At 35.5% G+C, this 15,971-nt stretch carries 7 protein-coding genes; 3 read left to right on the top strand and 4 right to left on the bottom strand.

Annotated elements, in window-relative coordinates; genetic code table 11:
* Positions 1-38 precede the first annotated feature (38 nt).
* The gene (gene lpxD, locus ALGA_RS10380) at positions 39-1,079 is read right to left on the bottom strand and encodes a UDP-3-O-(3-hydroxymyristoyl)glucosamine N-acyltransferase (protein WP_096429250.1); all 1,041 of its coding nucleotides are present in this window, start codon (positions 1,077-1,079) and stop codon (positions 39-41) included.
* Positions 1,080-1,292: 213 nt separating this feature from the next.
* Positions 1,293-2,561 (bottom strand): HD domain-containing protein, encoded by a 1,269-nt coding sequence (locus ALGA_RS10375; RefSeq protein ID WP_096429249.1) that lies wholly within the window; start codon positions 2,559-2,561, stop codon positions 1,293-1,295.
* Positions 2,562-2,916: 355 nt separating this feature from the next.
* Here ALGA_RS10375 and rimP point away from each other — a divergent pair, with 355 nt between their 5' ends.
* The 3 genes from rimP (at position 2,917) to infB (ending at position 7,757) form a co-directional block, all read left to right on the top strand.
* A complete protein-coding gene (gene rimP / locus ALGA_RS10370; RefSeq protein ID WP_096429248.1) occupies positions 2,917-3,381 on the top strand; it encodes a ribosome assembly cofactor RimP in 465 nt (154 codons plus the stop codon).
* Positions 3,382-3,400: 19 nt separating this feature from the next.
* A complete protein-coding gene (gene nusA, locus ALGA_RS10365) occupies positions 3,401-4,636 on the top strand; it encodes a transcription termination factor NusA (RefSeq protein WP_096429247.1) in 1,236 nt (411 codons plus the stop codon).
* A gap of 61 nt (positions 4,637-4,697) precedes the next feature.
* Positions 4,698-7,757, top strand: coding sequence for a translation initiation factor IF-2 (gene infB, locus ALGA_RS10360; RefSeq protein ID WP_096429246.1), 3,060 nt, complete (start codon positions 4,698-4,700; stop codon positions 7,755-7,757).
* A gap of 129 nt (positions 7,758-7,886) precedes the next feature.
* Here the strand turns inward: infB and gcvH are convergent, their stop codons facing one another.
* Both gcvH and sov read right to left on the bottom strand, forming a co-directional pair.
* On the bottom strand, positions 7,887-8,261 hold the full coding sequence (gcvH, locus tag ALGA_RS10355) for a glycine cleavage system protein GcvH (protein WP_096429245.1): 375 nt from the start codon (positions 8,259-8,261) through the stop codon (positions 7,887-7,889).
* Between the two features lie 175 nt (positions 8,262-8,436).
* Entirely contained in the window at positions 8,437-15,927 is a 7,491-nt protein-coding gene (sov, locus tag ALGA_RS10350) for a T9SS outer membrane translocon Sov/SprA (RefSeq protein ID WP_096429244.1), read from the bottom strand.
* Between the last annotated feature and the right edge of the window lie 44 nt (positions 15,928-15,971).

Below are 15,971 nucleotides of genomic sequence, written 5' to 3'. Positions count from 1 at the left end.
ATTTTTTAATTACAGGTCTAATAATTGAAAAAAAATCTTTATTTCTGTTCCTTTAATGCTTTTATTTCCTTTTCCATTTCGATAATTTGCTCTCTCATTTTGGGCAAATTTTTAAATAGAACATAGGATTTTTGATAAGGTCCAAAATCGAAGGCCGGAGAACCTTGAACAACCATTCCTACTTTTTTAATACTTTTTCCAAGACCAGATTGTGCTGCTATTTTTACTTCATCAGCAATGCTCATATGTCCTGCAAAACCAACCTGCCCACCAATCATACAGTTCTTACCAATTTTAGTACTTCCTGCAACACCAGTTTGAGCAGCAATCACAGTATTCTCATCTATTTCTACATTGTGAGCTACTTGAATCAAGTTATCCAACTTAACTCCTTTACGGATAATTGTAGAACCCATAGTAGCACGATCAACACAAGTATTCGCACCAATCTCAACATAGTCTTCAATTACTACATTACCTATCTGAGGCACTTTTTTGTAGTTGTTAGCCGATGAAGGCGCAAAACCAAATCCATCACCTCCAATTACAACACCGGAGTGAAAAATACATTCGGCACCAATCTTACATCCTTCGTAAATCTTAACTCCTGAATTCAAAATGGTATTATCACCAATAATCACATTATCACCCACATATGCATGAGGATAAATCTTCACATTATTTCCAATCTGAACATTACTTCCGATATATGCGAAAGCACCAATGTAAATCTTTTCGCCCAGTTTAGAGGACTTACTCACAAAAGAAGGCTCTTCAATTCCTGTTTTCTGTGGTTTACTTTGCTCATACATTTCTAATAACTGAGCTAATGCCTGATAGGCATCATCAACACGGATAAGTGTTGTCTCAATCTCTTTTTCAGCCTTAAACGTTTTGTTTACCAAAACAATTGATGACTGAGTAGAATATATATAGTGTTCGTATTTTGGGTTTGCTAAAAACGAAAGGGTTCCGGGCTTGCCTTCTTCAATTCTGGAAACATTTGTCACTTTAACTTTTCCATTCCCATCAACCTCTCCGCTAAGAAACTCGGCAATATCTTCTGCTGTAAATTCCATTCGTTCTATTTTGTTATCAGACTAATCAAATGACTTAAACTGTATGACATCTACGAAATAAATATCAGGTGAAAATCATAGAAAATCGCTGATTTATAAGAAAAAAATTTCTGCAAATCTAATAATTATTTCATGCACATGAAATTTTTTCGCCTATTGCCTGCTTAATTAATAGAAAAACGGTTGGCAAAAATGAGGCTAAAATCAAGAATATCACATGAAGGACTCTTGAATTTTAGGGTAGCACAAATAATATTTCTTTACTGTTTTTGATAGAACAGAAGCATCCAGCATATCTGAAGCCTCACTTATATCACACTGTGTTCCGTCCTTATATAGTATAATTATCCGATCATCATTTGCACTGTATGCATTATTACTAATCGAATTTGAAATCACCAAAGAATCGAGAGCATGATTTGAGCACCCAAAATAATTTTTCACATTCTTTTTCACTTGATCAATATATTCTTCAGTGAAAGCAGTTTTTTGAATCTCAATTTTAAACAACTGACGATCTCTAATGCATTTACATAAATAAGAAAGAACTTTATCACTATGATTTGACCAAACCTTAATACTCACCATGATATCATCGTCATCAAGATCGGCAAATATCTCCAAAGCACTTCGTCCATTGAGAACAGCATTCGGATTTTCAAATTCCAGCTTACCTACTTTGTTATATAAAAAATAAGACAAAGACGGTGTTGCAAACAATTCAGCCCCTCTTTCAGCAAGATATTTCGCCCTCTTCAAAATATGAACCATCATTTCTTCTGCAGCAATAACAGTTTTGTGCAAGTATACCTGCCAATACATCAGTCGTCGTGCTATCAGAAATTTTTCGATGGAATAAATGCCTTTTGCCTCAACAACCAATTGATCATTCCGAACATCCAACATTTTAATAATCCGAGTGGATCCCACAACACCTTCTGTAACCCCAGAAAAAAAACTATCTCTTCGTAAATAATCCAACCGATCCATATCCAACTGACTTGACACCAATTGATTTAAGAAATGTTTCGGATATTCATTTTTGAAAATTTTAATGGCCACACTTAGCTCACCTTCAAATTGATGATTTAAGCGTTTCATAAACAATTCCGAAATCCGTTCGTGAGTTATGCCATCAACAATGCTATACTCTAATGCATGAGAAAAAGGTCCGTGACCGATATCATGAAGTAAAATAGCGGCATATACCCCTTCTTCTTCAGCTTGAGTAATCACATGTCCTTTTGATCTGATGGTTTCTATAGCAAGGCTCATTAAATGAGTTGCACCCAATGCATGCTGAAATCTGTTATGAAAGGCCCCAGGAAACACCAGGAAAGTGAGCCCAAGTTGTTTTATTCTTCTTAATCTCTGAAAAAAAGAATGTTCAACCAATTCGTAAGATATTCCCGACGGGATATGGATAAACCCATGAACCGGATCATTTACTATTTTATTCTTACCAATATTATCTAAAGCCATACACATATGTATCATTGCATTTTAACAAATGATTAAAATTAGTGAAAAAAGCTTATCTTAGAGGTAGAGAAACCCCAATAAAAATTGACTTACTGAAAACAATATCTTTCTTGAAATGAAGTAGATTTATACAAATGGGTTAAAATCATTCAATTAAACATTACAACAGCCCAGATTCCAACTAAAAAGGACTCATTTCGGGAAAATAAATTCTCATTAGCAATTAGAATACAATAATTTAGAGAGGTGTCATTTGTTTATTAGAACATTTATCTCTAATTTTGCATCGAAAAGTAAGCAGATCGTGAACTTTAGGGGACAAAAAGTCCCCTATTTTATTGATATTAACCGATATATGATTGATAAGAAGACTATAACTGAAATAATTGAAAATGAAATTGCTGATTCCAACCTGTTCTTGGTTGAAGTAAGTGTTTCATCGGGAAATGCTATTTCAGTTGTAATTGATAGCTATGAGGGTGTGCCGATCATAAATTGTATCGAGCTTAGCAAAGCTATTGAAGGACATTTTGATCGTGAAGTTGAAGACTTTGAATTACAAGTTGCTTCAGCAGGAATCGGTCAACCCTTTCAGGTTTTTAAGCAATACCACAAATACCTAGATAAAGATGTTGAGGTATTGACAACTGAGGGGATGAAATTTTCAGGGAAACTGATCACCGTAGGTGAAAATGAAATTGAAATTGAAGTTGAGGAAATGGAAAAGGTTGAAGGGAAAAAGAAGAAGCAACTTGTTGTGAAAAATTATTCTTTCACTTTAGATCAAATTAAATCAACAAAAGACATAATTACTTTTTAACAAGTAAACAGCTGAATACATGAACCTTATTGAAACTTTTTCAGAATTTAAGGAGTTGAAAAGCATCGACCGCGCTACTATGATGAGCGTGCTGGAAGATGTTTTCAGAAATCTCCTATTGAAAAATTATGGCACCGATGAAAACTATGATATCATTATTAATCCAGACAAAGGTGACTTAGAGATCTGGAGAAATAGAGAAATTGTAGCGGATGGTAAAGTAGAAGATGAAAACCTGCAGATTTCACTTTCTGAAGCAAAAAAAATAGATGCCGATTACGAAATTGGTGAAGAAGTAACCGATGAAGTGAAATTTCTAGATTTTGGCAGACGTTCGATTCTAACTTTACGCCAAAATCTTTCAGCAAGAATCTTAGAATTAGAGAAAGACAATATTTTCAACCTTTACAAGGACAGAGTTGGAGAAATTGTTACTGGTGAGGTTTATCAAATCTGGAAAAAAGAGATTCTTATTCTTGATGATGAAGAAAATGAATTAATACTACCAAAGACAGAACAAATTCCTTCTGATTATTTCCGTAAAGGAGAAACGGTTAGAGCGGTTGTAGTTCGTGTTGAGGTTAAAAATAACAGCCCACTGATTGTTGTTTCACGAACTTCTCCTGTTTTCCTTGAGAGACTATTTGAACTGGAAGTGCCGGAAATATTTGATGGCTTAATTACCATTAAGAAAATTGTTCGGATTCCTGGTGAAAGAGCTAAGGTAGCAGTTGAATCATACGATGAAAGAATTGATCCTGTTGGAGCATGCGTTGGTATGAAAGGATCGAGAATACATGGTATTGTTCGAGAATTACGTAACGAGAATATTGATGTAATAAACTATACGACTAACACTCAATTGTTTATTACAAGAGCTCTTAATCCAGCAAAAGTTTCTTCTGTTAAGCTTAACGAAGAAACCAAACGTGCCGATGTCTATTTGAATCCTGAAGAGGTTTCATTAGCAATTGGTAAGGGTGGATTAAATATTAGACTTGCGAGTCAATTATCAGGATATGAAATTGATGTATATCGTGAGAAATCTGAGGCTGAGGCCGAGGAAGATGTCAACTTATCAGAATTTACCGATGAAATTGAAGCATGGATAATTGATGAGTTGAAAAAAATTGGTTGTGATACAGCAAGAAGTGTTCTTGATTTATCAGCTGAAGAGTTGGAAAAAAGAACTGATCTTGAAATAGAGACCATTAATGAGATTTTGAATATTTTTAAATCCGAATTCGATAATTAAATTCTTCAGAATCATGATGTAAATTTTTGAAACGGGACATTTTAACAGTTAACTTTTAAATATGGTGAAAGTCGATAAAAACATAAGACTTAGTAAATTAGCAAGAGAATTAAATGTTGGTACTTCAACTATCGTTGAATTTCTGAACAAAAAAGGCATTCCGATTGATTCCAATCCAAATACCAAAGTTTCAGAAGAGGCCTATAATATCCTTGCCAAAGAGTATAGCTCTGACTTGAATCTGAAAAAGGAATCTGAAAAGGTAAATCTGAAAAATACCCGAGAAAGAAAGGAAACTGTTTCCATTCAAAATATTTCTGAAGATTCGGAACCTGAAGATAGCAGCAAAGAAGAAGCTGTTGAAAAAATAGAAAAAGTAGAAGAAATCGCTGTTGTAAAAGAGCCTGTTAAAATTGTAGGTAAAATTGATTTAGATGCATTAAAATCTAAAGCAAAAAAGCCACAAGAAGTGAAACAGAAAGTCGTTGCAGAAGTGAAAAAAGAAAAGGTAGAAAAAACTATTGAGCCAGTTCAGTCTGAGGCACCTAAGAAGGAAGCACCTAAAAAGGAAGCACCTAAAAAGGAAACACCTAAAAAGGAAAAGCCTAAGGCAGAGGCAACGACAGAAACACCTGTGGTTGATATAGTTCCGCCTCAGAAAGTAGAACAAACTGAACAATCATCTAAAGCAGCTGAAAAGCCGGTTCAAGATGACCAAACTGTTAAAATGGAAACCCCAAAACAAGAGGAAAAAGCTCAAGCTCCAAAAGAGGAGAAAAAAGACGAGCTTAAAGTGATTGGGAAAATTGATTTATCTGCATTAAATCAAAAAACCCGCCCAACCAAAAAAACCAAAGCCGAAAAAGAGGTTGAAAGAAGAGAAAAGCAAAAAACTCAAACTTCAAAACCTCAGGCTCAAGAAGGCTCAGCAACTGGAAAAGACGAAATTTTTAAATCGTCTACCCAAAAACTAGCCGGTCCTACGGTAGTTGGAAAAATTGAACTTCCTGTCGAGAAAAAACCAAATGCAGGAAATAAAGATAAAATATCTGCAAACCAGCGCAAAAAGCGTAAAAGAATTAGAAAAGATACAGAGAAAGTAAATGTATCTAATGCAGCAAAACCAGGCGCTCCTGCTGCACCTAGAGTAAAAGGTACAGGTGCAATGGCTGCCAAGTTTAATAAACTGAAGAAGAAAAGAGTTGTTAAAAAAGAGGTTAGCGAGGAAGACGTACAAAAGCAAATTAAAGACACTCTTGCCAGATTAACTTCTAAAGGGGGTAAATCGAAAGGATCGAGACACCGTCGTGAGAAACGAGATAGTGAAAGTGTAAAGAGAGAGAGAATTGCAGAACAACTTGAAGCAGAAAAGCATATTCTAAAGCTTACTGAATTTGTTACAGTTAATGAACTGGCAACAATGATGGAAGTTCCTGTTACCAATATTATTGCAACATGTATGGGATTAGGTTTGTTTGTATCAATCAATCAACGATTAGATGCAGAAACCATTGCCATTGTTGCTGACGAATTTAACTTTATTGCTGAATTTGTAAGTGTCGAGCTTCAAGAGTCGATTGAAGAAGAAGTTGATGAAGAAGGAGATTTACAAAGTCGTCCTCCTATTGTTACCGTAATGGGTCACGTTGATCATGGTAAAACATCTTTACTTGATTACGTTCGTCATGCGAATGTAATTGCAGGTGAAGCTGGGGGAATTACTCAGCATATTGGAGCTTACAACGTTAAACTTGATGATGGAAGAAGAGTTTCTTTCCTTGATACTCCCGGTCACGAGGCGTTTACCGCTATGCGTGCACGTGGTGCACAAGTAACCGATATCGCAATCATTATTATTGCTGCTGATGATAACGTGATGCCACAAACAATTGAGGCGATCAATCACGCAAGTGCAGCTGGCGTTCCTATTGTTTTCGCAATTAACAAGATTGATAAGGTCGGTGCTGATCCGGAAAGAATTAAAAGCGAATTAGCAAACATGAATTATTTAGTTGAGGACTGGGGTGGTAAATACCAGTGTCAGGAAATTTCAGCTAAAAACGGTGTTAACATTGAGGAGTTGCTTGAAAAAGTTCTTTTAGAAGCAGAAATGCTTGAATTAAAAGCAAATCCAAATAAACGTGCAATCGGTTCAGTAATCGAATCATCCTTAGATAAAGGTAGAGGTTATGTTACCACTTTATTGGTACAAGCCGGAACATTAAAAGTTGGTGATGTTTTGCTTGCTGGTAGTTATACTGGTCACGTAAAAGCGATGTATAACGAACGTGGAAACAAAATTGACAAAGTAGGTCCTTCTGAACCAGCTTTGATTCTTGGTTTGAACGGTGCACCTCAAGCGGGTGATAACTTCCACGTTCTGGAAAGTGAAAAAGATGCACGTGGAATTGCTAACAAACGTGAACAACTGCAACGTGAGCAAGGTCTTCGTACTCAGAAGCACATCACTCTTGCTGAGATTGGACGTCGAATTGCAATTGGAAACTTCCAGGAACTTAATGTTATTGTGAAAGGTGATGTTGATGGTTCTATTGAAGCACTTTCAGACTCATTAATTAAACTTTCTACTGAAGAAATTCAGGTAAATGTTATTCATAAGGCTGTTGGTCAGATTTCCGAATCGGATGTACTGCTTGCAACTGCATCTAACGCAATTATTATTGGATTCCAGGTTAGACCTTCTATTGGAGCAAGAAAGCTTGCAGAGAAGGAAGAAATCGACATCCGCTTGTACTCAATTATCTACGATGCAATTGCAGAATTGAAATCGGCTATGGAAGGAATGCTTTCTCCTGAAATTAAGGAAGAAATTATTGCTACTGTTGAAGTTGTTGAAGTATTCAATATTACCAAAGTAGGTAATATTGCTGGTTGTCTTGTTCGTGATGGAAAAATCAATCGTAATTCGAGAATCCGTTTAATCCGCGATGGTATTGTGGTTTACACTGGAGTACTTGGTTCACTGAAACGTTTCAAAGATGATGTGAAAGAAGTTGCCAAAGGATACGAGTGTGGTTTGAATATCGAGAAATACAACGACATCAAAATTGGCGATATGGTAGAAGCATTCGAAGAAATCGAAATAAAGAAAAAATTGTAATACACAATTATATAAATAGTAAAAAGCAGGTTTTAGAGCCTGCTTTTTTTATGACCTAAACTAGGTAGTAAAACACATAAAAAAAACCCTCACACGTAATGTATGAGGGTTTCATTGTATATAGAATTCTTACAATAATTCCTTGTACTGATCTGCAGATAATAATTCTTCCAATTCAGCAGCATTTTCTATTTTAATCTTTACGATCCAACCTTCACCATAAGGATCAGAGTTAATCGATTCTGGAGCTTCCTCTAATTTATCATTGAACTCCAATACTTCACCACCAATTGGCATGAACAAATCAGAAACAGTTTTTACTGCCTCAATAGTTCCAAATATTTCTTCTTTATCAAGTTCCTCGCCTTCAGTTTCGACTTCAACGAAAACGATATCTCCAAGCTCGCCTTGAGCAAAATCAGTAACACCAATAAAAGCTTCATCGCCTTCAACACGAATCCATTCGTGATCTTTGGTATACTTTAAATTATCAGGTACATTCATGATAGTATGTTGTTTATTAAGAGTGTTAAACTACTGTTCAAATTTACATTTTTTTTTTAATTATAAGATATCAGCCGAAACAGATTTCAATGTTTTATAACTTATTCTTATCCACTCCCAATAATCAACTAAACAGACCAAAAAGCCCTAGATATATAGAACTATCACCAAGCTTCTAATTCGAAAGAGTAAATCGAATACTCGCCCCAAATTCGGTAGTAGTAGTTGGGTACGAAAGCGACACATAAGGAGTATTCACAATACGATCATAATACAATCTTAAATTGAATCGATTACTCAAGACATAATCTGCACTTACCTTCACGGTTACAACCTTCTGTCCAGATGTCAACTGATTTACTTCATCAACAATCTTTCTAATGATCGTATTATTCTTACGAATAGATAAATCTCCACGTAGACTTAAGTCACTCTTGTATTTTTTCTGTTTTGATCCAGAGCCAATGATCATTCCAAAATCATCGAATCGATAACCCAAACCGAAAATCATTTCATTTGAAGCAACTTCAGTCAATTGCGTGTTAGACAAACCTAGAATTAAATTTCGGGTCCGCTTAATTTCAAAACTAGTTGAGATGTTGTTTTTCCAGATCATATCAATATTAATCAGCGGGTTAAACTGCTCGTTTATCGAAATGGAATTGGCTTCGTAAAGAGGTAAAAAGTTATCAGCCATATCTTGGATAATACTGAAACCATCATCACCTTCTTCGTAGGTTAAATTGGTATTGTAGGAACCTACATTATATGTAGCATTATACGAATGACTCAAATTTATTGATTTAAAATACCTCTTAATTAATGGTAATTTAGATAAGCCTTCGAATGTAACTCTCCAATTTGGTTGCATTCGAGAAATAGTCGGGAATAATTTATTGTAACCTTTGCCTCCATTTCCATATGCCTTTAGGAAAGCCGGAATTAATACTTCCTGAGAGGTAGATCCATATCCTTCATAAAAACCGGTATTCTCACCTTTATCATCCAATAATGAATAACTCTCAAAACTATCTCCGTAACGTTTTTCGGCTAGTCTTGATGACTCCAATTTTCTATTCTCTAAAAATTCGTCGAAATATACCGATGAGTAATCTCCTGTATTTCCGATGGTAAAGAATGCAGATTTCAAACTTAAGAAACTCATGCTGAAGTTACCAGATTTAACAAGGTTTTCGGCACTAAAACTATCATTTCCCGAATCGTAAAGATAATATTCACTTCTATTTTTTGAATAATTCCGATTTGCCGTTAAATCGATTTTCAAACCTTTTACGGGTTCAACGGTACTTCTTATCGTCAAATTCTGAGTGTGACTCATTACATAGGGTTCATTTAATGCTTCATCATTTGTAATCCAGCCTTTCTCAGCCGCACTTCTGGCAAAATTAGTATCTTGATTACCAATTAAGAAATTAAAGCCCGGAGCCTTCGTTCCATTATAAGCTTCCCCTCCAAAGTAATTAGTTTGTGGCAAATATCCTGGCAAAGTGGTTGAGTTAATCTCTGAATAATTAATGGAGATATTACGCACACTCATTACTACTCTAAGGATATTTTCACCTATTGCTTCAAAAACATTACTGCTTTCCGAAAGCTTTCCATTTACTCTCACACGAACGTTTTTCACGTTTTCGCTTGCTGTAATTTTGGCTCTGTTACCAGTTACTGATTTCACCTTAACTGCCACTTCTTTTCCTTGTGTATCGTACACTTTAATAGAAATATCCTCGGTTGACAATTTGTGATATATTGAAGTCGGTATCCCAGCTTTTAATTCATCAACTGTACTTTCAAAATTTACCTTCTTGAAGTTTTCGGTTTTCTTCTTGTATTTCCGATTGGAACTATATTTCCGGTTTATTTTTTTCAGTATACCAATTTTATTATACAGATTAACCAAATTCAACTGTCCATTTACCTGAATATTATTTGAATTTCGAATGGTATTTCCCAATTCGATAGTATCAGCAGTAATTGCACCAGCATTCCAGTCATAAGCCCCAGCATAACGGGCTGTTACAGATGTCCAATTAAACCAAGGTATTTTATTAATTGGTACCGTATAGGTTAGATTAAAATTATGATGATATTGAATATTTCTACCACCATCCATAACATTATTCCAGATTGAATCTTTCCAAATATTGTAGGTGTCACGGTCTCTATCCTTATCAACAATACCATCAGGTTCATCAATTCGAGATGTATTCGTCGCTGAGAAATCAAATTTCAATCCTTTTGTGAGGTTATACTTTAAATCGTAATAGCGATACCAAATAAAATCCTTATCAAAAGTTGGTTTAATCTTTAATCCTGGTTCTTCTATATTTCTTTTCTCAATTTCACGATAATAGCGTTGTATGTCCGATCGGAAAGAAAGTTGCGTTGGCAAGTAGTAGAAATTAAAATCTTTTAATAAGCGAAATGCTGGTTTTTGAAAAGCCTTTACTCTCTTAAATGGTTGAACATTCTTAGGTCGGTTATTGTAGTTATAACTTATAACTCCCCTGTAATTCTTTTCCAAATCACGAACTGTATTCACATCTCGAGAATAGGTTTCGTTATAGGAATATGTAAGAGATAAATTAGAAACGTCAAACAATTTCGGTTTTCCTTCCGCCTTTTCAATACGGACATTAGTCAGATTAAAACTCTTCCTTTTGGTGTACTCCTGAGACATTTTTTCAATTGAATCCCGCTCTGTTTTAGATGCGGCATTCTCCAATGCTACATCCAAAGGAATATCTGGATCTAACGGATTGTATTCAGGACTTATTGTTTCTTCTGAAATGGCATAATACAATGGGATACGAACACCCGATTTTTCAGGGAAAAATTTACCCAGCTCAAAACTAGCAGATAAATCATACTGAAAGATATCATCTTTGTATCGATCGTTAACACCATCTTCGATGCCACCAAAACCAGATGTAATTTTACTTCCTGCCCAAGTAACAGTACCAAAATCGGCCAGTTTTGTTGTTACACGAAGGTTAGCTGCCCAACCTCCATCTTCATCAAAATCTGTTAATCGTAACTCATTTAGCCATACCTCTGCCGATTTGGGCAGATTATCATCGCTTCCTGTAACATCATTGGTAGGATTCTTAATACCAACCATTACAGTTTTAACATTCGCTAGGTTTGGATTACCTTTTATTCTCACGATATGTCCATCGTGCAAAGGATCAGCATCACTTGACAACTCTCCCACAGATAAATTGTACCCCGTAGAGTATTCAATAGTTGAACCAACTTCTCTCATAGCATCATTACGAAGTTGCTTTATAGTTTGGAACAACCGAAGGTTAAAATCAAAACGATTTTCGTCAGGCCAAACTGCCAATCGATCATCTTCATTATCTCCATTGTAAAGACCTGGAGAAGTTAACTTTAATGGAATTTCATATTCATAGTAGTTATCCTGATAATCAGATCCTAAACGAATAAATACGCTCACTTCTTCATCTCTAACAGCAAAACCTTCAATCTCTTCAGCATGAACATCCATTTTAAGTTTACCATATTTCCTGATGTCCATATTAAGGGTCTTGTAAGCCCCTTTTCCTTTCCCATTCTCAAGATCAGTAACTTTCAACAATATCGCCTGCTCATTCAATTGAATTAATTGCGGATTACTAGGATCCACAACTCTATCAATTCCCGGAGGCAAAATATAGTTTACTGGTTGCTTGCTGGCATTTTCTTCAATATTCACTGCAGTAATATCAAATCCTGCATCCGAAGTAGAAAAATCCAATTCATCTTCATTGATAGATTGTTCATATCTCCGCCAATCATCACGAACTAAATCAAGAGTTGCAAATCGAAGAACCACATCCTCTTCAAAATCTTTCATGAACATTCTCATGAATCGAATTGATGTAAAGTCGCTAATATTGCCATAGATATCTTCAAACTCATCTACCGGGATCTTAAACTGATACCAGTCGACAATACCATCAGTACCATTTGCTAAATCAACATTACTGGTTACTTTATCAACAATAAAGTTTTGGCCTACCTGCATTTCGGTTGGAGCCAAATGCACTTTATATTGATAATATGCTTCAGTCTCACTCAACGTATTATCGTGATTGATATCCTCCACATCGGGCAATGTGGTTGCAGATGTAGGATAAGAACTTCCAGAAAGTTCAGAGGTTGGTGAGTTACCTTCAGGGCCATTATATTTCTTATACCGCTCCAAAATGCTCAGTTCTTCACTATCGTAATCAGCACCTCTAAAATAATGATAATCATCACTGGAAGGGTCATTTTGAGCCAAAACATATGCTGGCGAACCAGTTCCCAGATTTGTTGAAATACTAATTGCCTGAATGTATTCTTGATAATAGCTCAGCTCATCATTCGAACTTAAACCATCCAATCCAACATCCTGATATCTTCTAGAGTTGGTATTGTTATCAAAAGCATTAACCAAAGACTGAACCAATGGAACTCGTCCCCATTTTGTACTATCTACCAAAGTCACCACCTCGTCAGTTGGTAATCCATTCTCAAATGATTTACGCGAATCTCTCAATATATCTTCCGAAACATTACCAAGGTTAAAATACAAATCTCCCCCTTTATGATCTGGATCATATACAAATGGATCCATCATCCAAAACTCCACATAAGCAATATTTGCAGCTTCAAAATCGTTGGTTTCAATTTTTCTCATCACACCACCCCATCTCGATTCAGGAACTTTCAAACTACCATCTGAATTCATACCTTGAGAAATACCAGCTTGTCCATCGACATCAAAATTATAAGGCCCTTTTTCTTCAGGGTAATATGCCATATTCAATACCGAAATATTAGTAGGAACTCCAGAGGCTCTCTCCTTATTCGGCCAAATTTCTTCTTCAAATATCTCTCTAACAAAATGATTCGATTGCTGTTCTTTATCAGACTTAATGTGTCCGGGTGTAGCAGAACTATTTCTTAAGAATAGTGGGTCAATTACGTACCAAGCTAATTTCGCACGGTTGAAACCATATGCCAAATCATTATTCAAATTTCCTTCTGGAAACAAAAGATCATTATTTTGTGGGGTACTGGCCAAAACCCAAGAGCTCAAACTCTTCATATCAATAGAAGTTTCTGTTCCCTCAAAATCGTCGATATAAGCTGTTCCTGAACTTCCAATTGCTTTGTTGTGTCCTGGCACCAATTGCGCAAATTCACCTTCAACCGCAATTGACGAAGGCTCTTTGGTCTCGATAAATGGAATTTTATCCACCATCCGAGTCAAAAATTGGGACTCGGTTCTATAACTACCATTCAAACCCCAAATAGTATTTGAAATTGGTTCATCTCCAATATTCACTTTCTGAGTAAGTGGCTGTTCTGAAAGGTGCATCATTGTAGCACCCAAATTAAAATCATCATTAAACTGATAATCCATTTGAACACCCATTAAGGTTTTAGTTTGAATATTAAATAAAGAATTATTTTCTGATGAAATAGAAATTGGAGTACTGGATTCCAATAGACTTTGATTAATGATTTTGACCCTTCCTAATGTATAATCAACAGTATAATCAATATTCTCAACTAATTCCCGACCACCTGCTTTAACACTTACCGAACCCGGTTCCACATTTAAAGCATTCAAAGAAATCTCTGAGCTCGTGGATGATTTATAACTACCCTTTAAACTATATTTGTTTTTTTCTGCAATTTGCTGTGCATCATTTTGTGTTAAGCTATAAAGTTCCTCAAACACATATTTATCAGCAATTGCATCATTACCAATCTTAGCTCTTAAATAGCTACCAAAAGGTTCAATTTCAGGAAATATAATTCTTCCGTTCGTTGAATAAATTGTAATTCCATCGATAAAATCAAACATACCATCTGCACCTGGATCCAATTGTGAATTCAGATTATCAACATTTAATACTTCAAGTAGAATTTTATTTTTAATATCACCTTCCTGTAAATAATTTACAGCAGTTCCTGCATTATCATTTTGATACAATACATTCAAAATAAAATCCTCGGGATTAACTTGATATGCGCCAATGTTGTAAATATTCTTCATCATCAACTTCCAAGTTGGCATTTGCGGACTCAGATTGGTTCCTTTCAGTAATTTCATGATGAGAGTTTGCGGAGCACTAACTCCATCGCTGGTAAATTCACCGACTCTAAACACTTGACCTCTGTATATATATTCAAACGAAACAGCTAAAACTTCATCAGCATTTAATGCCTGATTTAAGGAAATATACCCCAATTTTTCGTTCACGGAATATTCTGATTCAGATAGTTTGCGGGCATTTTCAACTTTCTCGTAATCAGTTCCACTCACAAAACCAGGAGCTAATGGTGATAAGGTACTCGTAACCTGATTAATGTCTCTAATACCTGAATAAGCAGTATTCATTTGTTGATACAGATCATTCAATTCATTATTTGGCAAAGTTCCCGTTCCTGTTTGAGAAAATAGAGACGAGTTAGATATATTCGACGCATCTTCACCCAAATCAAAATAAGCAACAAGGTTACGAGAATCCTGAAAATTAGAGGATTTATTAGTCACCCAAACTTCAACTTTATTGATTGAAACTGCTGAGTTAACTACCGGAAGGTTTTGAAGAGATTGATCGTAATGATCGTAAAAATATTTTGAAAGAAAGAAATGTCGATTGGCCTCATATTTATCTACCGAAATCTCAAATTCATTTTCTTGAGCTCCATTCTCCATCTCGACAACACTGGTTTCTCCTTTTTGTTGTGAGAAAACAGAGGTAACAGATAGCTTACCAAATTGCAATTGGGCCTTTACTCCAAACAAGTTTTGTCCACCAGTGATCAGTGTATTCGAGATTGGCATTGAAACATTACCTGCTTCAATTTTCTTAATAATTTCATCTTCATCTCCAGAATACTCCAATCTCATTTGATTTTCAAAATCAAAAGTTGCTTCAGTATTGTAATTCACATCCATCTTCAACTTCTCTCCAACAGTACCAGTTACATTCATTTGAATTTTTTCATCAAAATCGAAACTGGTTGTTTTTCGAAGATTTACAGGAAGGGTTGGATTTTCGACTTTGGTTGTATTGATACCAAAAGTTAGTTCTGCTGAACCTTGAGGTTTTATAGAGATAGTATTGCTTCCAAAGATTTTATCGACAAATTGCCCCCCTAATTTTAAATCAGGCACTAATTCGTCTCCTCCTAAAGATCCATCATCTCGGCTTCGTTCCATCCAATAATCACGAAGAGATTTCTCGGCTTCATATTCTTTATACTCTTGGGCAGTCATACTAATAGGACGACGATAATCAACATCACCAATCCTAGTCACCAATATGTAATTCCCACTAACAGGATCGTATTTAATTGAGGTTATAATATTTTGTGGATCCTTTAGATATAAAGGGGATTGTTTTTGAGAACCAAACTCTTGATTATCGTTTACATCATCAAATGGATAACGTAGCGAATTGTCTTTTGCATCTGGATTATCTTTGTGAAACGGTGATTTCAAATTAACTACGTCCCCCGACTTTCTGTTCGTCTGTTTGGTAGTATCCTGTTGTTGAATTATTTGAAGTTCTAATTCCGAATTTAAGTTGCGGGTATTCATACTGTAATTACTTCCAAAAGCACTACAGATCAACATTATTATTAGGGTCAGAGTATATTTAATCAGTTTCTTCAATGGTT

The organism is Labilibaculum antarcticum, from assembly GCF_002356295.1.
GTDB classification, from domain to species: Bacteria; Bacteroidota; Bacteroidia; order Bacteroidales; family Marinifilaceae; genus Labilibaculum; species Labilibaculum antarcticum.
Note: the sequence above shows the minus strand (reverse complement) of the source record. Positions and strands in the feature narration are given on the sequence as shown.

Bases quoted from the DNA above. Each gene is read 5' to 3' on its own strand.
- lpxD (WP_096429250.1), bottom strand. From the start codon at position 1,079: ATGGAATTTACAGCAGAAGATATTGCCGAGTTTCTTAGCGGAGAGGTT.
- ALGA_RS10375 (WP_096429249.1), bottom strand. From the start codon at position 2,561: ATGGCTTTAGATAATATTGGTAAGAATAAAATAGTAAATGATCCGGTT.
- rimP (WP_096429248.1), top strand. From the start codon at position 2,917: ATGATTGATAAGAAGACTATAACTGAAATAATTGAAAATGAAATTGCT.
- nusA (WP_096429247.1), top strand. From the start codon at position 3,401: ATGAACCTTATTGAAACTTTTTCAGAATTTAAGGAGTTGAAAAGCATC.
- infB (WP_096429246.1), top strand. From the start codon at position 4,698: ATGGTGAAAGTCGATAAAAACATAAGACTTAGTAAATTAGCAAGAGAA.
- gcvH (WP_096429245.1), bottom strand. From the start codon at position 8,261: ATGAATGTACCTGATAATTTAAAGTATACCAAAGATCACGAATGGATT.
- sov (WP_096429244.1), bottom strand. From the start codon at position 15,927: ATGTTGATCTGTAGTGCTTTTGGAAGTAATTACAGTATGAATACCCGC.